Consider the following 24,714-nt stretch of genomic DNA (forward strand, 5'->3'; position numbering starts at 1 on the left):
GTCGTTGAGCGCCGAAGACCTCAGCTCTCGTGGCTCAGCCAGAAGCTCAGTGACGGTTGGACGACGACAGCAAACGCGGCAAGAGCGAGGATGGCGATGGCGACGAATGCAATTGCGGACTCTTCCATGAAGTCTCCCGGCGCCACAGCCCTCTTCCGGCATGCATGCCAGACCGTTGCGGCGGCATGGTGGCTCCAAGGTGGATTTAACAGGCCTTTTGCGGAGGGGTTCCCTGTCGCTCCGTTTCGTCAAGAGCGTCCGACAGCTCCAACTCGCCGTGACCCATTCGATGAAGAGGGATCATCAATGATCACTGCCGGTTCGCGCTCCGAAAGCTCTTGATCTCCGACACGCTCCCGTCGCGATAGGTCAGCTCCACCGAGACAGACTGCGTCGCTGGGGCGAGCTTCATGTAGAGCGGCATGCCGGCGGTGATGGCGCTGGGGTCGCGCATGTCGCAGGGCGGCATCTTGAGCACCTGGTTGGGCACGGCGGTGTCGATGCCGATGCGCACCTCGCGGATGGCGCAGCGGTAGGACACGAGGTGGGTGTAGTAGACCAGGAGCCCGTTGAACTCGCGGAACGACAGCCAGCTCGTCGACGTCATGTCGAGGATCTTGCGCTGGTCGCGGATCAGCGCGGCCTCGGGATCGAAGCGGATCGGGAACGGTCCCTGCATGTCGCCGGACTGGTCGACATAGCGGACCTCGATGGTGCCGGCCTGCGCATCCGGCGGCAGCTCGATCGACGGGTTCGGCATGCGCTTGCGCGTGCGCGGATCGAGCGTGTCGATGAATCCGGTCTCGCGGAAATCGCCCTTGCCGGCCATGCGCCAGGAAATGCCGAGCGTCGGGTCGGCGAAGGAGAACACCACGCTCCAGCCGCCATTGTGCCGCGAGAAGCTCGCGATCGGCGCATTCAGCGTCTCCTCCTTCGGCAGCTGCGGCACCGACACCGGCGGCAGCGCGGCGAGCTTCTGCGGCGGCGGGTCGGCCGGACGCGCAGCGGCATCCTTCGCCATGCCGCTCAGGAAGACGTCGTCGACCATCTGGTCGAAATAGACCGGCACCTGCCTGTGCTTGACGGTGTCGGCCATCTCGCTGACGGCGCGGCGGGTGCGCTGCGCCACCTGCACGAGGTTCTCGCCGGGCTGCAGCAGCTCCCTGGCGAAGGTGCGCGTGAACACCGAATTGGGATTGGTGTCGTCGTTGGAGAGACGATCGAGCGCGGTCTGGCGGGGACCTGCCGAGAACACCGAGAACACGCCTTCAGGCAGCTGCGTCATCGGCGCGAGGCCGCCGGCACCGGCGACCGCGCGGGTGCCCTTGCGCTCGAATGGATTGTTGCGGCAGGCGTCGAACACCAGGATCGAAGTCCGCGCCTTCTTGTTCTGCAGACGCTCGACGATGCGGTCGGCGAGGATCGAGGCGTCGCGCACCAGCTCTTCCTGGCCTTCCGTCGCCGCCGGCACGTCGGTCGGCAGCAGATAGTTCTGGCCCGCGATCTCGAAGCCGTGGCCGGCGTAGAAGAAGAACGCGGTATCGCCGGGCTCGATCGCCTTGTCGAAGGCGAGCAGCGTCTCGGAGAATTGCTGCCGGTTCTGGTTCTCGGCGACCATCACCGAGAAGCCGAGCTGCTTCAGCGTATCGCCCATGGTGCGGGCGTCGTTGACCGCCTTGAGCAGCTTCGGCACGTTCCTGTAGTCGTTGTTGCCGACGACCAGCGCAACGCGCTTCTCGGCATGAGCGGGAAGCGCAAAGCCGCTGAGCCCCGCCGCAAGGCCAAGGGCCGCCAGAATTCGCAAAAGCCGACGCGTCATCGCAAGTTTCCCGTTGCAGATCGGCGCAGAGGCCGCTTCCTTCGAACAGCAGTTCATTGGACCCCCTGCCGCTGTGTGATAGTCGGCCCAGACGTAACGACGGTTCAAGGGACGCCGCGCTCCGGTTCCCCGATCTCGCTATGGCAGATTCCCGCGGAATCTGCTCTTTCTAGGGCAATTGCGTGCAAGCGGGGGCTGCCGTGTATCGCTGGTGTACCGACGAGGTCGAGCCGAATGAGCGGTTCGACTATTGGCGCGAGGTTCGCTCCAAGGGATTGTTCGGCGTCACCGCCGAGCTCGCGCGCGAACAGCGCGCGGACTTCTTCGGCGAATTCTCGCTGCGCCAGCTGGGCGGCGCCGGCCTCGTCGAGCTGAAGGCCTCCCCCTACACGGTCGAACGCAGCAGCTCCGACATCGCCCACGCGCCGGGCGACGCCATCTGCGTCTACCAGCAGCTCGGCGGCGGCGGCTGGTTCGGCGGCCTGCGCGGAAGCGACTTTGCGATCGCCAACGGCCGCTTCGCGACCAGCCATACCGACCTGCCCTACCGCACCGCGCCGCTGGGCGCCGAGGGCTTCCACCTGCGGATCCTCAAGATCCCGCTCGGCACCATCCCGGCCCAGGACAAGCGCATGCGCGAGCTTGCACCTCGCACGTTCGACGATCCCACCCTGGCGCCCCTGCTCGGGGCCTGCTTTGCCGAACTCGGCGAAGCCTCTACGGAGCAACGCGCGGACGATGCGACCTCCCTTGTCCAGGCGTTGGCCCATCTGGCGCTGATCGAGCGCGGCATCGTCAGGCCCGGCAGCCGGCGCGGACAGGCCGCGCTGCGGACCGCCCGCCTCTCGCAGGCCCGGCGGCTGATCGCGCGCCATCTGCAAGATCCCAATCTCACGCCGATCATGGTGGCTGACCTGCTCGGCGTGTCCGTGCGCCACTTGCATATGCTGTTCGAGGCCGCGGAAAGGAGCTTCTCGCAGACCGTGACGGACGAACGGCTGAAACAAAGCCGCCGCCTGATGCGTGAGGCGCCCGAACGGCTGATCGCCGACATCGCGGCCTCCTGCGGCTTCGAGAGCCTTGCGACGTACTACCGAGTCTTCAACGCCGCCTACGGCATGGCTCCCGGAGATTTCCGGACCCACGGCTCGGATCGGCGTTAGCCGCCCGGCCCGGGAGCTCGCTCGGTCGATGCGCGGGCCGGAAAACCCCAACCGCGCCCGTGATTTGGGCAAAAACCTCTGGTTTTTTAGGGCCTTCCCGCGTCCGCTCCATTGACTTTGGCCGATTCCCGCCTATGTTCCGGGGCGACGCGGCTCAGATCGAAGAGCGATTCCTGAGCCTTGCGCTTTGTTCGCGTGAGTCAGCACCCCCAGCTTCTTTGAGAGCGCGCCGTTTCGGGGTGGAACGCGACAGCCTTATTACCCTCGATTCCGAACGGCGGTTTCGACCAGAGGCTCAATGTCCTTTACAGATCTCGGACTGTCCGAAAAAGTCCTCGCCGCAGTGGCGGCCACCGGTTACACCACCCCCACCCCCATCCAGGAACAGGCGATCCCCCACGTCCTCGCACGCAAGGACGTGCTCGGCATCGCCCAGACCGGCACCGGCAAGACCGCGGCCTTCGTGCTGCCGATGCTCACCATCCTGGAAAAGGGTCGCGCCCGGGCACGCATGCCGCGCACCCTGATCCTCGAGCCGACCCGCGAGCTCGCGGCCCAGGTCAAGGAAAACTTCGACCGCTACGGCGCCGGCCAGAAACTCAACGTCGCCCTCCTGATCGGCGGCGTCTCCTTCGGCGACCAGGATGCCAAGCTGACGCGCGGCGTCGACGTGCTGATCGCAACCCCCGGCCGACTGCTCGACCACACCGAGCGTGGCGGCCTCCTGCTCACCGGCGTCGAACTGCTCGTCATCGACGAAGCCGACCGTATGCTGGACATGGGCTTCATCCCCGACATCGAGCGCGTCTGCAAGCTCGTCCCGTTCACGCGGCAGACCCTGTTCTTCACCGCGACCATGCCGCCGGAAATCCGGCGCATCACCGAAGCCTTCCTGCACAATCCGCAGAAGGTGGAAGTCTCCAAGCCCGCCACCACCGCCGTCACCGTCACGCAGGTCCAGGTGCCTGCCGGGCGCGAGGCGCACGAGAAGCGCGAGCTGCTGCGCCGGCTGCTGCGCGAGGCCAAGGATCTCAAGAACGCGATCATCTTCTGCAATCGCAAGCGCGAAGTCGCGATCGTTCACAAGTCGCTCCAAAAGCATGGCTTCAGCGTCGGCGCCCTGCACGGCGACATGGACCAGTCGGCCCGCACGGCCGCACTCGAACAATTCCGCAAGGGTGAGCTGCCGCTCCTGGTCGCCTCCGACGTCGCCGCGCGCGGCCTCGACATTCCCGAGGTCAGCCACGTCTACAATTTCGACGTTCCCCATCACGCCGACGATTACGTCCACCGCATCGGCCGCACCGGCCGCGCCGGCCGCACCGGCACCGCGATCTCGATCGTCACGCCGCTCGACCAGAAGTCGATGGTGGCGATCGAAAAGCTGATCGGCCAGAGCATTCCGCGCGCCGAGGGCGATTACGAAATCCAGGCTGAATCCTCCGACGGGACCGAGCGTCCGCGCGAGTCGCGTGGCCGCGAGCGTTCACGCGGCGGACGCGGCAAGCCGCAGCGCGGCCGCGACCGTGAGCGCAGCCACGAGCCGCGCGAGACCCGCGGCGAGGCAAGGCACGCTTCTGAGACCAGGCCTTCAGCCGAAGCACGGCCCGCTGCCGATGCAAGGCCCGCACGCGAGGCAAGGCCGGCACGCGAGGCGAGGCAGCCGCGTGAAGCCAGGCCGTCATCCGAGCCGCGTCATGGCGCCCGCCCGCAGGCCAATAATTCGCATGTGCCGTCGATCGGCCGTCCCGAGCCGCGCCGCCAACGCGAGGCCGACAGCGAGCCTGGCGATCACTCGCATCTGCCGGCATTCCTGCTGCGGCCGGTCCGTTCTCCCGCGGGCGCCTGAAGCGCGCGAGCGCGCTCCAGGTTTCGGTTGCGAAAACAGGAAGTGCACGTTTTTAGACGTTTCGTGAACGTATATTTACGGGGTGTTCACGATCGTCCGTTAGCCTACGAACATAATTTAAGCATTGCTGCGGTCGTCGGCGCACCGACCGCTGTGGAGTATGTTCCGTGGTCAAGGTGCTCGACGAACACGAACGCACGATGGCGTTCGCCGAAGTAGCGCTCGGTCAGATCCGATCGCTTCGGCAGACGGCGATTCCCCGCAATTACGAGATCTGGTACGTCTACGCCACCGGCTACAATGCGCCGCTCAACAAGATAGTCAACGAGACGCTGGCGCGCAGCGGCAAGCTGACCGAAGCCGATCTCGAGCAGATCTACGAGACCTATCTCTCCCACATCAAGACCACCGACCGCATCGACAAGGTCGGCGCCCGCGTCATCGGCGAGATCGACGACGTGATGAAGGTCCTGAGCGACGCGCTCGGCATGACCAGCTCCTACGATGCCAGCCTGTCGGGCGCGGCCGCGAAACTGTCGTCGGCCAAGAGCCGCGACCAGATCAAGGCGATCGTCGAAACGCTGCTGCGCTCGACCAGCGAGATGCGCGAGACCAACAAGGCGCTGGAAGACCGCCTGACGCTGTCGAAGGACGAGATCAGCAATCTCCAGCAGAGCCTGGAGGCGATCCGCGCCGAGAGCCTGACCGATCCGCTCACCGGCCTCGGCAACCGCAAATATTTCGACCGCATGATCGGCATGGCGGTGCAGAGCGCGCTAGCCTCGGGCGAGCCGCTGTCGCTGCTGCTGTTCGACATCGATCACTTCAAGTCGTTCAACGATTCCTACGGTCATCTCACCGGCGACCAGGTGCTGCGGCTCGTCGGCCTGTCGCTGAAGCAGACCATCAAGGGCCAGGACATCACCGCGCGCTATGGCGGCGAGGAATTCGCGGTCGTGCTGCCCAACACTGCGCTGCGGCAGGCCCTCACGGTCGCCGACCACATCCGCCGCGCGGTGATGGCGAAGGAATTGAAGAAGAAGTCCACCGGCGAGATCCTCGGCCGCGTCACGATTTCGGTCGGCGTCTCCATGCTCAAGCCGGGCGACGACACCGACGCGCTGATCGAGCGCGCGGACGCCTGCCTCTACGCCGCCAAGCGCAACGGCCGCAACCGCGTGATCTGCGAAGCCGATCCGGAATACGCGGTCGAGAGCCATAGCCGGGTGGCGTGAGTTTCCGTCGACTGCCTTAGGATGGACAAAGCGGAGCATGCCCACGGACTTTCGGCGGGCACGGCGCTATGCGCCTTTGCCCCGTCTACGCGCTGTCTTCTTGACCGTCTTCTTCGTCGTCTTCTTGGCCGCAGGCTTCTTTGGCTCGGTCTTCTTGCTGGCCCCCGTCTTCCCCTTCGGCCGCTTTTTCACCTTGGCGCGCTGGGCGGCGGCGAGTGCCGCCCTCGCCCATTGTGCCAACTCTGCGGAATCATCGAACAGGCGCGCCGGCAACTCCCAATAGGAGTTGACCACCACGGTCTTGGCGCGGGTCGAATATTGGAACGGCTTCGAGCCCTCGGCCTCGAAGTCCGGAATGGTCACCTCGTCGGCGCGGAAGAACAGGCCCGCGCGCAAAGCGAGCGCAAAGTTGACGCCGTCGACGGAGATGCCGTGGCCGGAGAACATTTTGCGGATGGCGACGGGGCCGAAATCGGAAAACAGGTCGATCAGGAATTCGCGGTCCATGCTCACGCTCTCTCGCGCCGCGGACGCAGCGCGCCGTGCAACGGTGCGCTGCTGAGCCGGGGCCCATGCCCTTTGCGACAGGAAGTATAGCGTGGGTCCCGGCTCTGCGCAGCAGCGCAAGAGCGCTGCAGCGCGTCCGGGACACGAGAGCGATGCGTTGGGCTGATTACCCGTCGATCTTGGCCGGCCGCAGCTCGACCGACTCGCCGCAGCCGCAGGCGGAGATCTGGTTGGGGTTGTTGAAGACGAACTGGGCCTGCATCTTGTCGGCCTTGTAGTCCATCTCGGTGCCGAGCAGGAACAGCACGGCCTTGGGGTCGACCAGGATCTTAACGCCCTTGTCCTCGACGACTTCGTCGGTCGGCCGGACGTCGTGGGCGTATTCGACCGTGTAGGACTGGCCGGCGCAGCCGCCGTTCTTCACACCGACGCGCAGGCCCACGATCTCGGAATCGGCGCGCTGGGTCAGCTCGGTGATCCGCTGGGCGGCAGCGTCCGTCAGCCGCATCACCTGCGGGCGCGGCCGCCGGGGCTTTGGAGTGGATGCTGGTGTTGCCTGGGTCATGTTATCTATGTGGTCCGTTGCGGAGCGAATTCAATGCGAGCTGTGACCGTCACCACATGTTGAGGACGAGGCGCGCCTCGTCGCTCATGCGCTCGGGCGACCACGGTGGCTCCCAGACCACCTTGACGTCGACCACGCCGACCCCGGGAACGCTGGCGACCGCGTTCTCGACCATGGTCGGCAGCTCGCCGGCGGCCGGGCAGTTCGGCGTCGTCAGCGTCATCTGGACGTCGACGGAGCGATCGTCCTTGATCTCGACCTTGTAGATCAGGCCGAGCTCGTAAATGTCGGCCGGAATTTCCGGATCGAACACGGTCTTGAGGCCCGCGATGATCTCGGTGGTCAGACGCTCGGTTTCCTCCGGCGGCAGCGCCGAATGGGTCTCCATTGGACTAGCTTTGATTTCGGCAGTGTCACTCATGCGAACAAATCCCGCGCCTTCAACAGCGCCTGTGCCAGATGATCGACTTCTTCCCGCGTATTATACATGCCGAACGAGGCCCGGCAGGTGGCCGTCACGTTGAACCGCTCTAAAAGCGGCATCACGCAATGGGTGCCGGCGCGCACGGCGATGCCCTGGCGATCGATCACGGTCGCGACATCGTGGGCATGTGCGCCCTTCAGCTCGAACGAGATCACCGGGCCCTTGCCCCGCGCCGTGCCGATCAGCCGCAGCGAGTTGATCTCGCGCAGGCGATCCTGAGCGTAAGTCGTGAGGTCGGCCTCGTGCGCGGCAATGCGCTCTTTGCCGATCGAATTGACGTAGTCGATGGCCGCGCCAAGGCCGACGGCCTCGACGATCGCCGGCGTGCCCGCTTCGAATTTGTGCGGGGGATCGCCATAGGTCACGACATCGCGCGAGACCTCGCGGATCATCTCGCCGCCGCCGTTAAAGGGGCGCATCGCAACGAGGTGGTCATATTTGGCCCAGAGCACGCCGATTCCGGTCGGACCGTACACCTTGTGACCTGTGAACACGTAGAAGTCGCAGCCGAGGTCCTGGACGTCGACCGGCAGATGCACCGCGCCCTGGCTGCCGTCGACCAGCACGGGAATGCCGCGGGCGTGCGCGATCTTCACCACGTCCTTGACCGGCACGATGGTGCCGAGCGCGTTCGACATCTGCGTGATCGCGACCAGCTTGGTCTTCGATGTCAGCAGCTTCTCGAACTCGTCGATAAGGAAATTGCCCTCGTCGTCGACCGGCGCCCATTTGATCACGGCACCTTGGCGTTCCCTCAGGAAATGCCAAGGCACGATGTTGGAGTGGTGCTCCATGATCGAGATGACGATCTCGTCGCCCTCACCGATGTTCGGCGCGCCCCAGGACGACGCGACCAGGTTGATCGCCTCGGTCGCGTTGCGGGTGAAGATCACTTCCTCGGTTCGGGCAGCGTTGATGAACTGCGCGACCTTGGTGCGACCGCCCTCATAGGCTTCGGTCGCCGCGTTGGCGAGGTAATGCAGGCCGCGATGCACGTTGGCGTATTCGCTGGTGTAGGCCTGCGTCATGCGATCGAGCGCGGCGCTCGGCTTCTGCGCCGAGGCGGCGTTGTCGAGATAGACGAGGTTCTTGCCGTAGACCTGCATGGCGAGCGCCGGAAAGTCCTGGCGCACGCGTGCGACGTCATAAGTTCCGTTCTTGACCGCGGGATGCGTGCTCATTGGCGGCGCTCCAGCCAGCGCTCGGCAACGCCGATCACGTGCTCGCGCAGATCGTCGGCGGCGATCTGCTCGATCGCCTCACCGACGAAAGCCTGGATCAGCAGGGCCTGGGCCTGCTTCTCCGGCAGGCCGCGCGCCTTCAGGTAGAACAAGAGGCTGTCGTCGAGCGCGCCGGCGGTGGCACCGTGGCCGCAGGAGACGTCGTCGGCGAAGATTTCCAGCTCGGGCTTGTTGTCCGCCTCGGCTTCGTCCGAGAGCAGCAGCGCGCGAGTCATCATCTTGCCGTCGGTCTTCTGCGCGTCGGGACGAACGATGATGCGGCCCTGGAACACCGAATGGCCGCGGTCGTCGATCACGGCGCGGAAGACCTCACGGCTGACGCAATTCGGCACGGCGTGGTCGACCACCAGCGTGGTATCGCCATGCTCGGTCTTCTTCAGCAGGTTGACGCCGTTGGCCGAGAGCTCGCTGCCTTCGCCCGCCAGCGTGATGAAGCCCTGCAGACGGCTCACCGCGGCGCCGGTGGTCATGTTGAAGAAATTGAATTTTACGTTGGCACCGATGGTGACGAAGTGCGAGGTCACGTTCACCGCGTCAGGCGCATCGTCCATCAGGCGGATGTGCGCGACGTCGGAATCGTCACCGACCGAGACGAGGACGGCGTCGTTGACCTGGTAAGCCTTGGCATCCGCCGCAACAAAGGTCTCGACGATCGTGGCGCGAGCGCCCTTCCCGACCGCGACCTGCGAGCGGGTGAACGCCGAGGCCGACGAAGCGGTCGCGATGTGAATGATCTGAATCGGCGCGGACAGTCTTGCGCCGTCGGCGATCTCCAACACGACGCCGTCGGTCGCCATCGCCGCGTTCAGCGCGATCATGGCGTCGGTGGACGCGGTCTTCAGCAGACCCGCGTCCTTCTCCAGCGCCTCACGCAGGGTCCTGAAGCCGGCCTCGGCGACGAGCGCCTTCACGTCGGACAGATCGGCCGCGAACACGCCGTCGACCAGCACCAGCTTGCGGGCGCCGGCGATCGCATGCGCCTTCACCGCGTCCGCAGCGCGCTTGAACGCGGCCGCATCGGGCGCGGCTGCCAGCGGCAGCACCTCGCCGACCAAGGCGCGCAAATCGGTGTATTTCCATTCCTCGATCCGGCGGTGCGGCAGGCCGAGACGCTCATAGGTCTCGAATGCCTCGCGGCGCACGGCAGTGATCGCGGGCGCCCCCGGCAGTCGGCCTTCGGCGCTGGTGAAGAGATCGCTCACCGCGCGGCCCTTTCCGGTCTTTGCCACAGCAACGTTCATCGCAAAATTCCTTACGCGGCATCCTCGAACTGGGCGTAGCCGGACGCTTCCAGCTCCAGCGCCAGTTCCTTGCCGCCGCTCTTCACGACACGGCCCTTCGACATCACGTGCACGACGTCGGGCACGATGTAGTTGAGCAGCCGCTGATAGTGGGTGATGACGACCATCGACCGCTTGGGCGAACGCAGCGCGTTGACGCCGTCGGCGGCGATGCGCAGCGCGTCGATGTCGAGACCGGAATCCATCTCGTCGAGGATGCACAGGCTCGGCTCGAACAGCGCCATCTGCAGCACCTCGTTGCGCTTCTTCTCGCCGCCGGAGAAGCCGACATTGACGCCGCGCTTGAGCATGTCCTGCGGGATGTTCAGCGACTTCGAGACCTCGCGGACCTTCTTGAGGAAGTCCGGGGTCGAGTATTCATCCTCGCCACGCGCCTTGCGCTGGGCGTTCAGCGCCGTGCGCAGGAAGTTCATGGTGGCGACGCCGGGAATCTCGACCGGGTACTGAAACGCCAGGAACACGCCCTTGGCGGCGCGCTCGTCCGGCGACATCTCCAGGAGGTCCTCGCCCTTGAACAGGATCTGGCCGTCGGTGACCTCATAGCCGGGCTTGCCGGCGATGACATGGGAGAGCGTCGACTTGCCGGAGCCGTTCGGCCCCATGATGGCGTGGATCTCGCCTTCGTTCACGGTCAGCGTCAGCCCGTGGAGGATCTCTCGTTCCTCGACACGAACCTTGAGGTCTTTCACTTCAAGCAAAGCCATCTTGGTATCCAGTCTATTCAATTGATGTTGGAGCGCCGAAGCGCGCCGCGAGGGTCGGTGCTTAGCCGACCGACCCTTCAAGCGAGATCGAGATCAGCTTCTGCGCTTCCACCGCGAATTCCATCGGCAGTTGCTGCAGCACGTCCTTGACGAAGCCGTTGACGACGAGGCCGACCGCCTCTTCCTGCGAGAGACCGCGCTGGATGCAGTAGAACAGCACGTCCTCGGAGATCTTCGAGGTCGTCGCTTCGTGCTCGAAGGTCGCCGAGGAGTTCTTGGCCTCGATATACGGCACGGTGTGCGCGCCGCATTTGTCGCCGATCAGCAGCGAATCGCAGGCGGTGAAGTTGCGCGCGCCGGTGGCTTTCCGATGAGCCGTCACAAGACCACGATACGTGTTCTGCGACTTGCCCGCGGCGATACCCTTGGAGATGATCCGGCTCGACGTGTTCTTGCCGAGATGGATCATCTTGGTGCCCGAGTCGACCTGCTGGAAGCCGTTCGAGATCGCGATCGAGTAGAACTCGCCGCGCGAATTGTCGCCGCGGAGAATGCAGCTCGGATATTTCCAGGTGATCGCCGAACCCGTCTCGACCTGGGTCCAGGAGATCTTGGAATTGTTGCCGCGGCAGTCGCCACGCTTGGTGACGAAGTTGTAGATGCCGCCCTTGCCTTCCGAATTGCCGGGATACCAGTTCTGCACCGTCGAATATTTGATCTCGGCATCGTCATGCGCGACGAGCTCGACCACGGCGGCGTGCAGCTGGTTCTCGTCGCGCTGCGGCGCGGTGCAGCCTTCGAGATAGGAGACGTAGGAGCCCTTGTCGGCGATGATCAGCGTGCGCTCGAACTGGCCGGTGTTGCGCTCGTTGATGCGGAAATAGGTCGACAGCTCCATCGGGCAACGCACGCCCGGCGGCACGTAGACGAACGAGCCGTCGGAGAACACCGCCGAGTTCAGCGTGGCATAGAAATTGTCCGAGGTCGGAACCACCGATCCCAGATATTTCTGCACCAGCTCGGGATGCTCGCGGATCGCTTCCGAGATCGGCATGAAGATCACGCCGGCCTTCTTCAGCTCCGCCTTGAACGTGGTCGCAACCGAGACCGAATCGAAGACCGCATCGACCGCGATCTTGCGGCGCGCCGGATCTTCCTCGCCGGGCTTGGGCTCGACGCCCTCGAGCATGGCGACTTCCCGCAAGGGGATGCCGAGCTTCTCGTAGGTCTTCAGGATCTCCGGATCGATCTCGTCGAGCGAGGTGACTGTCTTCTTCGGCTTCGGCGCGGCGTAATAATACAGGTCCTGGAAGTCGATCTTGGGATAGTCGACGCGCGCCCAGGTCGGCTCCTGCATGGTCAGCCAGCGCCGATAGGCCTCCAGCCGCCACTGAAGCATCCAGGCGGGCTCGTTCTTCTTCTCGGAGATGAACTTGACGGTCTCTTCCGACAGCCCCTTGGGGGCCTTGTCGGACTCGATCAGGGTTTCAAACCCATAACGATACTGGTCGACGTCGATGCGCTTCACGCGCTCGACCGTCTCTTGCACGGCTGGCATTCTATCCTCCGCTCGCGGTTTCAAGGACCGCGGTGGATCAAACTCGAACGAGTATTACGATGTTTCTGTGCGGAAAGCACGGCTTAGAACCGTTCAAGCCGTGTTTCATCGCTTAACTCTTAAGTAGGCTATTACCGAGCTTTCGCCAAGCCTCTAACGCCCTGTTGATGTCTTCTGGTTCCGTGGACCAGCCCAGACTGAGACGCACCGCTCCCTGGGCCACCGCCGGGTCACATCCCATGGCCGAAAGAACGTGCGACGGCTGGACCTTACCCGAGGAACAGGCCGAACCGGAGGAAACGGCGACGCCTTCGAGGTCAAAGCCAATCACAGCAGTCTCAGCCTTGAGACCCGGCGCCGTGAACAGAGCGGTATTTGGTAACCGTCCGACGTCCCCAGAGAAGATGGTTGCGCCCGCAACGCTCCGGATGCCATTTTCCAAGCGATTTCTGAGGGTTGCTATGCGCTCCGCATCCTCCGGCAGAGCCTGAAGCGCGACCTTCGCCGCCGCGCCGAAGCCGGCGATGCCTGCGACGTTCTCGGTGCCCGCGCGACGGTTCAGTTCCTGTCCCCCGCCCCGCAGCACCGGCTCCAGTCCGGCGATCCCCTCGGCCACGACCAGCGCGCCGACCCCCTTGGGACCGCCGATCTTGTGTGCAGAAAGGGTCGCAAGGTCGGCGCCTATAGCCTTGATATTGAACGGGATCTTGCCGAGCGCCTGGATCGCGTCGACGTGCAGCAGGCTCCCCGCCTCGTGGACGATGCCCGCAGCTTCGGCGACCGGCTGGAGCGCGCCCGTCTCGTTGTTTGCGGCCATGATCGACACCAGCGCCGGCGGGCCGTCGTTTAGCTGCGCCCTGAGATGGTCGAGGTCGACGACGCCGGAACGCGTGACGCCGATCAGGCCGATGGCGGCCCCCGGGAACCGGCCACCTGCCAGCACCGAGGCGTGCTCGACCGCCGAGACCAGCAGCCGTTCGACGGGTCCACCGGACGGCCCCCGCAACCCCGGCGAGAGGGCCAGCGCATTGGCCTCGGTTCCAGACGAGGTGAAGACGACGTTCCGTGGCAACGCGCCGACTGCCGCGGCAAGCGCAGCACGGGCGTCCTCGATCAACCGTCGCGCTTCCCGCCCCTCGGCATGGACCGACGACGGATTGCCGACGAGGTCATAGGCCGCAACCATCGCCGCCCGCGCCTCGGGGCGCAGCGGGGTGGTCGCGTTCCAGTCGAGATAGACACGGGTCGGCATCTCGCCCTCTTAGCACCTTTTGCCATCCGTCCAATCGGAGGGCGGCATGCATCAGGCCGGCTGGTGTTGCTCCATTCGGGCAACCATCCGCGGCGCCGCCCGCAGCCCGAACAGAGGCCGCAGCCAAGCGATGCGCCGGACCACTTCATAGGTCACCACGCAGGTGAGCGCGGTGCCGATGATGACAATGGAGGCCTCAATCCCGACCGGCAGGCCGCTGTCGCGCAATGCGTGCGCGATCACGATGATCGCGGTCTGATGCACGATGTAGTACGGGAAGATCGCGTCGGTCAGATAGCGCCGCACGGGGCTGTCGGCCGTGAGGTGGCGCCGCGCAAAGCCCAGTACGGCGGCGATCGCGAGCCATTGGTAGCAGCCATAGGCCGAGGCGGCGGTCCATTTCAGCGCGGGCGACGGCGCAAACAGACCGGCGCGAAGCAGGATGAAGGCCAGGAAGCAGACGGCTGCAGCTGCCAGAGCCACCCAGCGCTGGCGCTCGACATTGCGCCAGATCCCCTCCTGCTTCGCCAGCAGGAAACCGGTCAGGAAGGCCGTCGCGTGGTCCGCATGGTTGTACCAGTCGCCGAACAGCGCATGCGTCGACGGGAAGGCCGGGAACAACACCAGGCGCCAGGCCGCGTACAGCAGGCAGGGCACGATCAGGAGCCATGGCCCGGCGAGCATGACGGCCAGCTTCCGGCCCAGCCAGTCAGCGCCGGCGGGCCACAATGCGAGCACGCCGATCAAGGCCATCGTGTAGACCCACAGATAGACCACGAACCAGAGATGGTTCCAGGTCGGCAGCACGATGCAGGGATTCGGACAGAACTGCGCACCGAAGGCAAAGTAGTGCCTGGTGTAGAAATCGAAAAAGCCCGCGGGATAGCCGAGGCTTTCGACGACCTGGAGATAGGATTGCGGCGGCACGATCGCGAGCATGCCGAAGATCAGGGGGATCAAGAGCCGCACAGACCGCGCCCCGGCGAGCGAGGCGAGAGTGGACTTGCCGAGCATGAAGCGGGTGGCAACCCCTGACACCAGGAACAACAGCGACAGCCGCCAGGGGTTGAGGAACAGCATCACCGGTTCCAGCCAGGTCAGCCGGTGCACGCTCTTGATGTGAAATCCCCAGGACACGTAGAGCATTCCGACGTGGTAGAAGATCAAGAGCCCGAAGGCTAAAATCCGCACCCAGTCCAGATCGATACGCCTGTCCGTGCTCGGGAATTGCTGTGGTGTTGTCATGGTTTTCTGCTCCTTGAGGGGACGACGAACGCGGTTTTCGGGCCAGGTTGAAACTGAAAATGGCTGACACCGAAAATGCCCCACTGACGGAGCGCGTCGAGCCGGTTTGGGATCAGAATCGGACGCGAGGGGATGAGCCGCCGGTGGCTGGGACGAGCGGCGGGCCGTTTGGGATCAGGGGCGGCGACCGGACGATGTTCGCTGCGATCGCTGCCGTCGCGCTCGCGACCGGAATCGTCAATGCGTTTTCGGGCGCTCAGGACGCTGCCTGGCGCGGCGACAGCTACGACATCGGCCGGCGGCTGTTTTGGGAGATGTCGAGCATCGCAATCATCCTGCTGCTGCTGCCGCTCCTGGTGCTGGCGGTTCGCCGCATGCGCCGGAGCGCCGGCCTCGCCACGCGGGCCGGAATCGGGGCGATCGCCCTGCTCGGCTTCTCAGCGCTCCACATCACCGGCATGGTCTGGCTGCGGAAGCTCGCGCTCTGGCTCGCGGGAGGCACCTACGATTTCCGCTTCTCGCTTGCGACGGTCCTTTACGAATTCCGCAAGGACGCCGTGGCCGTCGTCCTGATCGCCGGCACGATCTGGCTGCTCGAAAGCCGGCGCGAACTGAAGAGCGCCGCCCTCGCTCCGTCGGCAGCCCCCGCCCCGCAGCAGCCGTCGTCCGCGAATCTGATCTGGCTGCGCGACGGGACGAGCCGCGTTCGCGTGGTGCCGCACGACATCCTCTGGGTCGCTTCCGCCGGCAATTACATCGAATACAGCCTCGCCGACGGCACGCAGCACCTGATCCGGGGCACGCTAGCCGCGGCTGAAAGCGAGCTGGCGCGCTTTTCCATCGTTCGCGTTCATCGCACCAAGCTTGCCAATCTCGACCGGGTGAGCGGCGTGGACCTCAAGGCCTCCGGCGATTTCGAGCTCGTCTTCGACAACGGGCAGACACTTGGAGGCAGCCGGCGTTACCGGCCGGCAGTCGTCTCCCTCGGCAGCCGGACCGCCCCGGCCGGAATCGCCGCTACCGATCAACCGACGATCCATAAACAGCCGTGATTCCAATCGGTTGAGCGGCACCCTCCGGCACCGCGGTCCGCCACCGTCGTAGCCCGGTTGATCCATGCGGCGACACATCACCGGCGGCCGGCCGGCGATGACGCTGCCATGACGGGCTAAGCTCTTGAGTCGATTGAGAGATGTCGAAGAAGCTTGCTTTTTGACCCTTGCCTCGTGTTAGAAGCGCGCATCAGTTCACCTGCGCGCCACTCGCGCATCATCCGAGGGCGCGCCTCTCCACCTTTCATCCGTGCTCCCGTCGGCGGCAACGCCGGAAGAGCCACAATCGGACGATTGCGCAGGGATCACCTCCAAGGGACTCAATCAGAGACATCCATGCCTGAAGTCATTTTCACCGGCCCTGCCGGCCGCCTCGAGGGTCGCTATCATCCGGCAAAGCAGAAGAACGCGCCGATCGCGATGATCCTGCATCCGCATCCGCAGTTTCACGGCACGATGAACCATCAGATCGTGTACCAGTGCTACTACGCCTTCGCGCATCGCGGCTTCTCGGTGCTGCGCTTCAACTTCCGCGGCGTCGGCCGCAGCCAGGGCTCGTTCGACCACGGCACCGGCGAATTGTCCGATGCCGCCGCAGCTCTCGACTGGGCGCAGACCATCAATCCCGAAGCGCGCGCCTGCTGGGTCGCCGGCTTCTCGTTCGGCGCCTGGATCGGGATGCAGCTCCTGATGCGCCGCCCCGAGGTCGAAGGCTTCATCTCGATCGCGCCGCCCGCCAACCTCTACGACTTCTCGTTCCTCGCGCCCTGCCCGTCCTCGGGCCTGATCGTGCACGGCGAGAAGGACGCGGTGGTGCCGCCCAAGGACGTCAACACGCTGGTCGAGAAGCTGAAGACGCAGAAGGGCATCGTGATCGACCAGCAGGTCATCCCCGGCGCCAACCATTTCTTCGACACCAAGCTCGAGCCGCTGATGGAGACCATCACGGCGTATCTGGATATGCGCCTGGCAAACGTTCGCTAAGCCAACTTCAACGCCACGATCCCCGTCAAGACGAGCGCGATGCCCGCAAGCTTCATCGCGCTTAGGGTCTCGCCGAACAGCACGACGCCCATCAAGAACGTGCCGGCAGCGCCTATGCCGGTCCACACCGAATAGGCGACGCCGACTTCGAGCACCTTCAAGGCGCGTCCGAGCAGGACGACGAAGGCGGCGAGCAGCACGACCGAAACGATGCTCCAGCCCAAGCGCGTGTAGCCTTCGGCATATTTCATCGAGATCGCCCAGCCGACATCGAGCGCGCCGGCGACCACCAGCATCAGCCAGGCCATGGATTGCGACATCGGCGTTGCGCTCAGGCCGCGAGCTTGAGCAGATGCGCGTCGTGCCGAACGAGGAAGGCGCGCAGCAATTGCAGATAGTCGGCGCCGACGGCCGTGCGCACGCTCGGACGTTTCGCAAGCTCAGCGCGCCAGGCGCGGACCTTCGGCACATCGCGGAAGATGCCGTGCTCGGTTAGCTCGTCGAACAGGTCGAAATAGCGGAAGATGGGCGCGAACACCGCATCGACGAGGCTGAACGCGGTGCCTGCGAAGAACGAACCCGCACCAAGTGTCGCCTCGACACGCGCGAATTTTGCGACGAGCGCCTGCCGCTTGCTTTCGAACGTCGCAGGATCGGCCGTCGTCTCCAGCCCCCAGAGATCGCCGAGGATCGCCGAACCGAACTCCATCCAGGCGCGGTGCTCGGCGCGTTTCAGAGGATCGGCCGGATGCAGCCTGGCGCCGCCTTGCGTCTCCTCGATGTACTCGCAGATCACATTGCTCTCGAACAGCGCGACCTCGCCTTTGTCAGTCGTCACCACCAGCACCGGCACCTTGCCGAGCGGCGACAGCTTCAAGAACCATTCGGGCTTGTTGGCGAGATCGATATCGACCCGCTCGAACGGAACGCCCTTCTCCTTCAACGCGATCACGGCGCGCTGCACGTAGGGGCAAAGCTTGTGGCTGATGAGTTTTAATGAAGCAGGCATGGCGCGATCCCGGCGGTTCGATGCAGCTGCATTCAATGTAGATGCAGTTGCATGCATCCGTCAAGATCCATGCGGATGCATTAATCGGTCGCCTCAGGGCCGCGCGATCACCCCGCCGGTCATCGGCATCGGCACGCCCGTGGTCGCGGGATAGGACAGCGGCAAGCCCTTCAGGCCGCGGGCGGCGAGGAAGCCGAAGGCCTGGGCCTCGATGGCGTCGGAGGCCCAGCCGAGCGTCTCGGCGGCCTCGACGGTGGCCGAACCCACCCGATCCCGCAGCACCCTGAGCATGGTGAGGTTGCGGGCGCCGCCGCCGCAGACGATCCAGCTCCGCGGCCGCCGTGGCAGCAGCGGAATGATTCGGGTGATCGCCGCTGCGGTGAAGGCGGTCAGCGTCGCGGCGCCGTCGGCCGGCGCGACGTCGCCGAGCCGGAGCGCAGCGAAGTCGTTGCGGTCCAGCGATTTCGGCGGCGGCAACGCAAAGAAAGGCAGCTCCAGCGCGCGGGCGATCCAGGCCTCGTCGGCCTTGCCGAGAGCTGCGAACTTTCCTTCCGCATCGAACGCCTGGTTCATGGTGCGGTACATGAAATCGTCCAGCAGCGCGTTGCCGGGGCCGGTATCGCAGGCGATCAGCGTATCGTTGCCGTCGATATAGGTGATGTTGGAGACGCCGCCGATATTGACCACGACGATCGGCCCCTCGCGGTTCAGCGAGTTGGCGAGCGCCCGGTGGTAGACGGGTACGAACGGCGCGCCCTGCCCGCCGGCCTCGACATCGGCGGCGCGGAAATCGTGCATCACGGGGATATGGATCGCCCTGGCCAGTGCCGGCGCGTCGCCGATCTGCACCGTCAGCCGCCGCTCGGGGCGGTGCAGCACGGTCTGGCCGTGGAAGCCGACGATGTCGATATCCTCGGGCTTCATCCGGTTCTGGGCGACGAAGGCGGCAACCGCCTCGGCGTGAGCCTGGGTCACCGCGCGCTCGGCCTCGGCCAGGATGCCCGGCCGGGCGTCTCTTTGCGGCAGGTGCACGGCCTCGGCGAGCGCCTGCCGCAGAAGATTGCGCTCCGCCGGGCTATAGGCCCGGTAGCCGGACGGCCCGAATGCCTTCACCTGTTTTCCATCGGTTTCGATCAGCGCGACATCCACCCCGTCCAGCGAGGTGCCGCTCATCAAACCGAGTGCCGTCAACATCATGGATCAGCGTCCTCGAGACCCTCTCCGGCATGCCGATCTTGTGCCAGAGGGACACATCTTATAATGCCACAGCGCCAAGTGGCGGGTGGCCGTCGGGTTCCAACGCAAGACCCTTAAATTGCCCCCAAAACAGTAAACCAAGAATTGTTGGGCATGCCGACAGATGACTGCATTTAAATCGGATTTCCTCAATACCCTGCAGGAACGTGGCTTCATCCACCAGTGCTCCGATTTCGAGGGGCTGGACGCGCTCGCCGCCAAGGGCGAGGCGACCGCCTATGTCGGCTACGATTGCACCGCCCGCTCGCTGCACATCGGCAACTATCTGACCATGATGATGCTGCACTGGCTGCAGCAGTCCGGCAACAAGCCGATCACGCTGATGGGCGGCGGCACCACCATGGTGGGCGATCCCTCCGGCAAGGACGAGACGCGCGCGATGCGCACGGTCGCCGAGATCGAGGACAACAAGGCCTCGATCCGCGGCGTGTTCGCCAAGGTGCTGCGCTATGGCGATGGCAAGAGCGACGCCATCATGCTCGACAATGCGGAATGGCTGACCAAGCTGAACTGGATCGAGATGCTGCGCGACGTCGGCCGGCATTTCTCTGTCAACCGCATGCTGACGATGGACTCCGTGCGCCTACGCCTCGAGCGCGAGCAGGAGATGAGCTTCATCGAGTTCAACTACATGGTCTGCCAGGCCTACGACTTCGTCGAGCTCGCCAAGCGCACCGGCTGCAAACTGCAGATGGGCGGGTCCGACCAGTGGGGCAACATCATCATGGGCGTCGATCTCGGCCGCCGCATGGGCACGCACCAGCTGTTCGCGCTGACGACGCCGCTGCTCACCACCGCGTCCGGCGCCAAGATGGGCAAGACCGCGCAAGGCGCGGTGTGGCTCAACGCCGACGCGTTCTCGCCTTATGATTTCTGGCAATACTGGCGCAACACCGAGGATGCCGACGTCGGCAAATTCCTGAAACTGTTCACGACGCTGCCGATCGCCGAGATCAGGAAGCTCGAAGCGCTCGGCGGCTCGGAGATCAACGAGGCCAAGAAGGTGCTCGCCACCGAAGCAACGGCGCTGCTGCACGGCCGCGATGCCGCGAACGAAGCGGCGGAGACCGCGCGCCGCACCTTCGAGGAAGGTGCGCTCGCCGAGAGCCTGCCTACGGTGGAAATTCGGCGCGGCGAACTGGACGCCGGCCTCGGCGTGCTCAGCGCCTTCGTCAAGGCAGGCCTCGTTGCCTCCAACGGCGAGGCGCGGCGGCAGATCAAGGGCGGCGGCCTGCGTGTCAACGACGAGCCCGTCACCGACGAGAAGATGACGCTTTCTGCAGCCAATCTGACGCCGGAAGGCGTGATCAAGCTGTCCTTCGGCAAGAAGAAGCACATCCTGATCAAGCCTGCATAGGCGTATGAGCTTTTCGCTGCTTGTCAGGGTGCGCGGATGCGCGCTCCCTGACCGGCAATGGATCAGAACACGCCCGGCAGGGAAACGAGCAAGGACGGCGTCGCGGCGGCGCCGCAAGCTGCCGTGCGTATCGCGCTCACCGTGCTCGCGCTCTGCTTTACGCTGGCCGTGCTCGGCCGCGGGCTCGGCGACAGTTTTACGGTGTTCCTGAAGCCGATTTCGGAAAGTTTTGGCTGGGACCGTGCGCAGATCGTCTCGGTCTATTCCCTCACCTGGCTTGCGAGCGGTCTCACCGCGCCCTTCGTCGGACGGCTGTTCGACCATTCCGGACCGCGCATCGTCTATGCCCTCGGACTGGCGCTGCTCGGCGCGGCGTTCCTGACCGCGGCCCACGCGCAACATCTCTGGCAATTCCAGCTTACGATCGGCCTCTGCGTCGGCATCGGCGTCGCCTTCATCGGCATCGTGCCGAACTCGATCCTGCTCGGCCGCTGGTTCGGGCCTCGCCTGCCGACCGCGATGTCGGTGGTGTATTCGGCAATGGGCGGCGGCGTGCTGGCGCTGCTCCCGGCGTCGCAGCTCCTGATCGACCGCATCGGTTGGCGCGGGACCTACCAGCTGTTCGGCATCGCGGCCCTGGGCCTTCTGGTGCCGCTGATGCTGCTGCCGTGGCGGCTGTTTGCCGCGGGCTCGCCGCACGTCGTGAAGAAGACCGATCCGGATTTCGTCGACAATGGCTGGACGCTTCTCGGCGCGATGCGCCACCACGCTTTCTGGGCGCTGTTCTCGACCTTCTTCTTCACCGCCGTCGGCATGTACGCGATCGCCGCGCAGATCGTGGCCTATCTGATCGATGCCGGCTTCCCACCGCTGCAGGCCGCGACGGCCTGGGGCTTTTCCGGTGTCGTGCTGGTGTTCGGAATGCTCGGCGTGTCCGCGCTCGACGGGCTGATCGGACGGCGGCCGTCGGTGCTGCTCAGCTACGCGATCTCGATCCTCGGCATCGTGCTGCTATGGCTGCTGCAATATTCGCCGAACATCCTCCTGCTCGCCGGTTTCGTCATCTGCTTCGGCAGCATGATGGGCTCGCGCGGCCCGCTGATCAGCGCCACCGCGATGCGGATCTTCCAGGGCAAGCGCGTGGGAACCATCTACGGCACGATCTCGATCGGCAGTGGCCTCGGCTCGGCGTTCGGCTCCTGGAGCGGCGGCCTGATCCATGATGCGACCCACGGCTACAACGCGCTGCTTGCCTTCGCACTTGCGAGCGTCGTGCTCGGCATGATCCCATTTCTGGTTGTGCCCGCCCTGCGACGGTAGGTGTCCCAGAGGTAACCTGCACGCATGCACGTCACCGGACAATTACGGATCGGCACGGCGCGAATACGCACAAAAATCGAGACATCGCGCGGCTGAACGCCGCGCGCGCGGTGTTTTGTCCGTCATGACAAAAATGTCAGCGCAAATTGACGCGGACCCGCTTGCGAGACAGAACTGAATACGGTCCAAGTCGCAGCATTGGATGGAGGGCAAACCAATGAACTTTCCTTATCTCACGCGCTTTCAACCGGTTCTCTTGAGCCTGTTTCGCTTCATCACCGGCCTCTTGCTGTTTCAGTACGGCATCGCCAAGATCTTCAAGTTTCCGGTGCTTCCCTACTTCGCCAACATCCCGCCGTTGATCTGGACGGCCGGTGCGCTCGAGCTCGTGCTCGGCGCGCTGCTGATGCTCGGCCTGTTCACCCGCCTCGCCGCTTTCATCCTCGCCGGTGAAATGGCCTTCGCCTACTTCATGGGCCACATGTTCAAGGGCGAGACGCCGGTGTTCCTGCCGCTGCTCAACGGCGGCACCGCGGCGATCCTGTTCTGCTTCGCCTGCCTCTATTTGTCGGCAGCCGGTGGCGGCTCGGTCAGCGCCGACGCCGCGATGGGCAAGGACTAGCGCGTCCGCGCGCGGGCGCTACCGCGTCCGTCTTCGACCCCGCAAACGGACGGTCCGGCAGATCCGCCGGCGCCGTCTCAGCGCGACCCCAGCACGTTCCAGATCAGAACAAGGGCCGCGACGAGCAGCACGGACATGATGATGCGGTGAGCGAATCGGTTCACTGCAGTTTCAGCCGGGCTCGATCACCAGCAAAATCTGACAACGATACACTCCGCAAGAATACGGGTGAGCGTCGATGCATGCGTTTTTGCCTGCACGCTTGCGCATATGTCTCCCGAGCGTCTTCAGCACGGTGGGCGCCCATAGCCTATGTTCATGATTGGTAAGAACTTCATGCTACCGGTGCGAGCAATAACAACCATTCCCTAGGGGCTGTGATGAAGCTGCTGAGTCATCTGACGATCCGCACCAAGCTTGCCAGCATGGTCTGCCTTGCAGCTCTCACAGTCACGGCCATTATCGGCGTGTCGTCCGTCCTCAGCAAGAGCCGCATGATGGAGGACCGCGTCCAGCAGATGCGGACCGCCGTCGAGCTGCTCTACAACTACGCGCAATCGCTTCAGGACGAAGTCACCGCCGGCAAGCTGACACTGGCCGATGCCAAGGCCCAGTTCCACCAGCGCGGCCGCCGCATGAATTTCAACGGCAACCAGGGCTACCCCGTCGTCTACAACTCCGACACGTCGATCCTGGTGAACGGCGCCAATCAGCAGCTCGAAGGCAAGATCACCGGCGCCAAGGACTCCAACGGCGTCCTGATCGCCGACGCCATCCTCAAAGCGGGTGACCAGACCGCACAGGGCGGCGTTACCTCCTATCTCTACCCCCGCCCCGGTCAGACCGAACCCGTCCGCAAGACCGTCTTTGCGCGCAAATTCGCGCCCTGGAACGCGACCATCAGCTACGGCCTCTATGTCGACGACATCGATGCCGACGTGCGCGCGTTGACGCTGGAGCTCGCTGCGATCGGTATCGGCCTGATGCTGCTGATGGCGGCGCTGTCCTGGCTGATCGCCCGCGACGTGCTCAGCGCGCTCGACCGCCAGAAGAACCGCATGCAGGAGATTTCCGAAGGCGCCATCGACAAGCCGGTCGAGGAGACCGACCGCGGTGACGAGATCGGCCGCATGGCCGAGACCCTCGAAGTGCTCAGGCAGACCGCTTTGACGGCGCGCTCGCTGGAAGCCGAACAGGCCGCCACCAAGACGCGGACCGAGCAGGAGAAGCGCGACGCCCTGATCGCGCTTGCCGACCGCTTCGATGCCTCGGTCGGCCAGCTCGTCGGCCTGATGGCCTCCGGCTCCGGCGAGCTCGAGCATACCGCCAAGTCGATGTCCTCGACCGCCGAAGGCACCAATCGCCGCGCCGCCGTCGTCGGCTCGGCCGCCACCGAAGCCAGTCAGCGCGTCCAGACCGTCGCTGCGGCCGCCGAGGAGCTCTCCTCCTCCATCACCGAGATCAGCCGCCAGGTGGCCCAATCGGCGGAAGTCACCGGACGCGCGGTCGACAGCGCGCGCCGCACCGACACCATCGTGCGCGCGCTCTCGGACGGCGCCCAGCAGATCGAGCACGTCGCCGAGCTGATCTCCAGCATCGCCGCCCAGACCAATCTGCTCGCGCTCAACGCCACCATCGAGGCCGCGCGCGCCGGTGAAGCGGGCCGCGGTTTTGCCGTGGTCGCTTCCGAAGTGAAGTCGCTCGCAAGCCAGACCGCGGAAGCCACCCGCGAGATCGGCGACAAGATCGCCCAGATCCAGGGCGCGACCAAGGAGGCCGTGGACGCCATCGGCGGCATCACCGCCACCATCGAGGAGGTCAGCCGCATCGCCACCTCGATCGGGGCCGCGATCGAGGAGCAAGGCGCCGCCACCGCCGAGATCGCCCGCAGCGTCTCGCAGACCGCGGAGGCGACCAAGGAAGTCACCACCAATATTAGCGGCGTCTCGACCGCGGCGAACGAGACCGGCAACGCCGCCGGCATGGTGCTCGCCGCAGCCAGCAGCCTCTCCAAGCAGGCCGAACAGCTTTCGGGCGAAGTCGGAACGTTCCTGGCCGGCGTGCGCGCGGCGTAGGCGGTGCAGAAGATATAATGCAATCGTCGTCATGCCCGGGCTTGTCCCGGGCATTCACGTTCTCCGCCCCGCGTGGCAAGGCGTGGATGGCCGGGACAAGCCCGGCATGACGACA

The 24,714-nt window shown here is 65.0% G+C and carries 22 protein-coding genes; 9 read left to right on the forward strand and 13 right to left on the reverse strand.

The annotated features are described in order from the left end of the window. Window positions 1-310: 310 nt before the first annotated feature. Window positions 311-1,819 (reverse strand): caspase family protein, encoded by a 1,509-nt coding sequence (locus XH83_RS18520; protein ID WP_194402250.1) that lies wholly within the window; start codon window positions 1,817-1,819, stop codon window positions 311-313. Window positions 1,820-2,019: 200 nt separating this feature from the next. Between XH83_RS18520 and XH83_RS18525 the strand changes: the two genes are divergently transcribed. The 3 genes from XH83_RS18525 to XH83_RS18535 all read left to right on the forward strand — a co-directional run bounded on the left by XH83_RS18525 (window position 2,020) and on the right by XH83_RS18535 (window position 6,066). Next, window positions 2,020-2,982: a helix-turn-helix transcriptional regulator gene (locus XH83_RS18525; RefSeq protein WP_194402251.1), complete on the forward strand. Its 963-nt coding sequence runs from the start codon at window positions 2,020-2,022 to the stop codon at window positions 2,980-2,982. A 298-nt stretch (window positions 2,983-3,280) separates the two neighbouring features. Next, window positions 3,281-4,831 carry a DEAD/DEAH box helicase gene (locus XH83_RS18530; RefSeq protein WP_194402252.1) on the forward strand — a complete coding sequence of 517 codons (1,551 nt, stop codon included), beginning with the start codon at window positions 3,281-3,283 and terminating at the stop codon, window positions 4,829-4,831. Window positions 4,832-4,998: 167 nt separating this feature from the next. Then, window positions 4,999-6,066 (forward strand): GGDEF domain-containing protein, encoded by a 1,068-nt coding sequence (locus tag XH83_RS18535; RefSeq protein WP_194402253.1) that lies wholly within the window; start codon window positions 4,999-5,001, stop codon window positions 6,064-6,066. A 66-nt stretch (window positions 6,067-6,132) separates the two neighbouring features. On the opposite strand, the gene XH83_RS18540 is transcribed toward XH83_RS18535, so the two are convergent. The 9 genes from XH83_RS18540 to XH83_RS18580 form a co-directional block, all read right to left on the reverse strand. Then, window positions 6,133-6,573, reverse strand: a complete 441-nt coding sequence (locus XH83_RS18540) for a TfoX/Sxy family protein (RefSeq protein ID WP_194402254.1) — start codon at window positions 6,571-6,573, stop codon at window positions 6,133-6,135. Between the two features lie 166 nt (window positions 6,574-6,739). Continuing rightward, window positions 6,740-7,138 (reverse strand): iron-sulfur cluster assembly accessory protein, encoded by a 399-nt coding sequence (locus XH83_RS18545; protein WP_018323036.1) that lies wholly within the window; start codon window positions 7,136-7,138, stop codon window positions 6,740-6,742. A gap of 49 nt (window positions 7,139-7,187) precedes the next feature. Further along, window positions 7,188-7,559 carry an SUF system Fe-S cluster assembly protein gene (locus tag XH83_RS18550; RefSeq protein WP_018323035.1) on the reverse strand — a complete coding sequence of 124 codons (372 nt, stop codon included), beginning with the start codon at window positions 7,557-7,559 and terminating at the stop codon, window positions 7,188-7,190. Continuing rightward, window positions 7,556-8,803 carry a cysteine desulfurase gene (locus XH83_RS18555; RefSeq protein ID WP_194402255.1) on the reverse strand — a complete coding sequence of 416 codons (1,248 nt, stop codon included), beginning with the start codon at window positions 8,801-8,803 and terminating at the stop codon, window positions 7,556-7,558. Before XH83_RS18555 ends, XH83_RS18550 begins: the two co-directional genes overlap by 4 nt. Next, a complete protein-coding gene (sufD, locus tag XH83_RS18560) occupies window positions 8,800-10,104 on the reverse strand; it encodes a Fe-S cluster assembly protein SufD (RefSeq protein WP_194402256.1) in 1,305 nt (434 codons plus the stop codon). Before sufD ends, XH83_RS18555 begins: the two co-directional genes overlap by 4 nt. Window positions 10,105-10,115: 11 nt before the next feature. Beyond that, window positions 10,116-10,868 carry a Fe-S cluster assembly ATPase SufC gene (gene sufC, locus XH83_RS18565; RefSeq protein ID WP_194402257.1) on the reverse strand — a complete coding sequence of 251 codons (753 nt, stop codon included), beginning with the start codon at window positions 10,866-10,868 and terminating at the stop codon, window positions 10,116-10,118. Window positions 10,869-10,929: 61 nt separating this feature from the next. Further along, a complete protein-coding gene (sufB, locus tag XH83_RS18570; protein ID WP_194402258.1) occupies window positions 10,930-12,426 on the reverse strand; it encodes a Fe-S cluster assembly protein SufB in 1,497 nt (498 codons plus the stop codon). Between the two features lie 112 nt (window positions 12,427-12,538). Then, on the reverse strand, window positions 12,539-13,678 hold the full coding sequence (locus tag XH83_RS18575; protein WP_194402259.1) for a cysteine desulfurase family protein: 1,140 nt from the start codon (window positions 13,676-13,678) through the stop codon (window positions 12,539-12,541). A gap of 51 nt (window positions 13,679-13,729) precedes the next feature. After that, window positions 13,730-14,923: an acyltransferase family protein gene (locus tag XH83_RS18580; protein WP_194402260.1), complete on the reverse strand. Its 1,194-nt coding sequence runs from the start codon at window positions 14,921-14,923 to the stop codon at window positions 13,730-13,732. Between the two features lie 194 nt (window positions 14,924-15,117). Between XH83_RS18580 and XH83_RS18585 the strand changes: the two genes are divergently transcribed. Next, window positions 15,118-15,975 carry a LytTR family DNA-binding domain-containing protein gene (locus XH83_RS18585; protein WP_246776263.1) on the forward strand — a complete coding sequence of 286 codons (858 nt, stop codon included), beginning with the start codon at window positions 15,118-15,120 and terminating at the stop codon, window positions 15,973-15,975. A 336-nt stretch (window positions 15,976-16,311) separates the two neighbouring features. Next, a complete protein-coding gene (locus XH83_RS18590; protein ID WP_194402262.1) occupies window positions 16,312-16,959 on the forward strand; it encodes an alpha/beta hydrolase in 648 nt (215 codons plus the stop codon). Here the strand turns inward: XH83_RS18590 and XH83_RS18595 are convergent. The 3 genes from XH83_RS18595 to XH83_RS18605 form a co-directional block, all read right to left on the reverse strand. Continuing rightward, the gene (locus XH83_RS18595; RefSeq protein WP_194402263.1) at window positions 16,956-17,279 is read right to left on the reverse strand and encodes a multidrug efflux SMR transporter; all 324 of its coding nucleotides are present in this window, start codon (window positions 17,277-17,279) and stop codon (window positions 16,956-16,958) included. The genes XH83_RS18590 and XH83_RS18595 overlap by 4 nt on opposite strands. Window positions 17,280-17,290: 11 nt before the next feature. Further along, window positions 17,291-17,968, reverse strand: a complete 678-nt coding sequence (locus XH83_RS18600; protein ID WP_194402264.1) for a glutathione S-transferase family protein — start codon at window positions 17,966-17,968, stop codon at window positions 17,291-17,293. 93 nt (window positions 17,969-18,061) lie between these two features. After that, on the reverse strand, window positions 18,062-19,165 hold the full coding sequence (locus XH83_RS18605; protein ID WP_194402265.1) for an anhydro-N-acetylmuramic acid kinase: 1,104 nt from the start codon (window positions 19,163-19,165) through the stop codon (window positions 18,062-18,064). Between the two features lie 163 nt (window positions 19,166-19,328). Between XH83_RS18605 and tyrS the strand changes: the two genes are divergently transcribed. The 4 genes from tyrS to XH83_RS18625 all read left to right on the forward strand — a co-directional run bounded on the left by tyrS (window position 19,329) and on the right by XH83_RS18625 (window position 24,599). Next, window positions 19,329-20,582, forward strand: a complete 1,254-nt coding sequence (gene tyrS, locus XH83_RS18610) for a tyrosine--tRNA ligase (RefSeq protein ID WP_194402266.1) — start codon at window positions 19,329-19,331, stop codon at window positions 20,580-20,582. 57 nt (window positions 20,583-20,639) lie between these two features. After that, complete coding sequence (locus tag XH83_RS18615) at window positions 20,640-21,902, forward strand: MFS transporter (RefSeq protein WP_194402267.1); 1,263 nt, start codon at window positions 20,640-20,642, stop codon at window positions 21,900-21,902. Between the two features lie 217 nt (window positions 21,903-22,119). Beyond that, a complete protein-coding gene (locus XH83_RS18620; RefSeq protein WP_194402268.1) occupies window positions 22,120-22,524 on the forward strand; it encodes a DoxX family protein in 405 nt (134 codons plus the stop codon). A gap of 380 nt (window positions 22,525-22,904) precedes the next feature. Beyond that, window positions 22,905-24,599, forward strand: a complete 1,695-nt coding sequence (locus XH83_RS18625; RefSeq protein WP_194402269.1) for a methyl-accepting chemotaxis protein — start codon at window positions 22,905-22,907, stop codon at window positions 24,597-24,599. The last annotated feature ends 115 nt before the right edge of the window (window positions 24,600-24,714 follow it).

Source organism: Bradyrhizobium sp. CCBAU 53351, from assembly GCF_015291745.1.
In the GTDB taxonomy this organism is placed as follows: domain Bacteria; phylum Pseudomonadota; class Alphaproteobacteria; order Rhizobiales; family Xanthobacteraceae; genus Bradyrhizobium.

What these genes read in the sequence shown, in the direction of transcription:
- XH83_RS18520 (WP_194402250.1), bottom strand. Translation starts at nt 1,819, where the DNA reads ATGACGCGTCGGCTTTTGCGAATTCTGGCGGCCCTTGGCCTTGCGGCG.
- XH83_RS18530 (WP_194402252.1), top strand. Translation starts at nt 3,281, where the DNA reads ATGTCCTTTACAGATCTCGGACTGTCCGAAAAAGTCCTCGCCGCAGTG.
- XH83_RS18540 (WP_194402254.1), bottom strand. Translation starts at nt 6,573, where the DNA reads ATGGACCGCGAATTCCTGATCGACCTGTTTTCCGATTTCGGCCCCGTC.
- XH83_RS18545 (WP_018323036.1), bottom strand. Translation starts at nt 7,138, where the DNA reads ATGACCCAGGCAACACCAGCATCCACTCCAAAGCCCCGGCGGCCGCGC.
- XH83_RS18550 (WP_018323035.1), bottom strand. Translation starts at nt 7,559, where the DNA reads ATGAGTGACACTGCCGAAATCAAAGCTAGTCCAATGGAGACCCATTCG.
- XH83_RS18555 (WP_194402255.1), bottom strand. Translation starts at nt 8,803, where the DNA reads ATGAGCACGCATCCCGCGGTCAAGAACGGAACTTATGACGTCGCACGC.
- sufD (WP_194402256.1), bottom strand. Translation starts at nt 10,104, where the DNA reads ATGAACGTTGCTGTGGCAAAGACCGGAAAGGGCCGCGCGGTGAGCGAT.
- sufC (WP_194402257.1), bottom strand. Translation starts at nt 10,868, where the DNA reads ATGGCTTTGCTTGAAGTGAAAGACCTCAAGGTTCGTGTCGAGGAACGA.
- sufB (WP_194402258.1), bottom strand. Translation starts at nt 12,426, where the DNA reads ATGCCAGCCGTGCAAGAGACGGTCGAGCGCGTGAAGCGCATCGACGTC.
- XH83_RS18575 (WP_194402259.1), bottom strand. Translation starts at nt 13,678, where the DNA reads ATGCCGACCCGTGTCTATCTCGACTGGAACGCGACCACCCCGCTGCGC.
- XH83_RS18580 (WP_194402260.1), bottom strand. Translation starts at nt 14,923, where the DNA reads ATGACAACACCACAGCAATTCCCGAGCACGGACAGGCGTATCGATCTG.
- XH83_RS18585 (WP_246776263.1), top strand. Translation starts at nt 15,118, where the DNA reads ATGTTCGCTGCGATCGCTGCCGTCGCGCTCGCGACCGGAATCGTCAAT.
- XH83_RS18590 (WP_194402262.1), top strand. Translation starts at nt 16,312, where the DNA reads ATGCCTGAAGTCATTTTCACCGGCCCTGCCGGCCGCCTCGAGGGTCGC.
- XH83_RS18595 (WP_194402263.1), bottom strand. Translation starts at nt 17,279, where the DNA reads ATGTCGCAATCCATGGCCTGGCTGATGCTGGTGGTCGCCGGCGCGCTC.
- XH83_RS18600 (WP_194402264.1), bottom strand. Translation starts at nt 17,968, where the DNA reads ATGCCTGCTTCATTAAAACTCATCAGCCACAAGCTTTGCCCCTACGTG.
- XH83_RS18605 (WP_194402265.1), bottom strand. Translation starts at nt 19,165, where the DNA reads ATGATGTTGACGGCACTCGGTTTGATGAGCGGCACCTCGCTGGACGGG.
- tyrS (WP_194402266.1), top strand. Translation starts at nt 19,329, where the DNA reads ATGACTGCATTTAAATCGGATTTCCTCAATACCCTGCAGGAACGTGGC.
- XH83_RS18615 (WP_194402267.1), top strand. Translation starts at nt 20,640, where the DNA reads ATGGATCAGAACACGCCCGGCAGGGAAACGAGCAAGGACGGCGTCGCG.
- XH83_RS18620 (WP_194402268.1), top strand. Translation starts at nt 22,120, where the DNA reads ATGAACTTTCCTTATCTCACGCGCTTTCAACCGGTTCTCTTGAGCCTG.
- XH83_RS18625 (WP_194402269.1), top strand. Translation starts at nt 22,905, where the DNA reads ATGAAGCTGCTGAGTCATCTGACGATCCGCACCAAGCTTGCCAGCATG.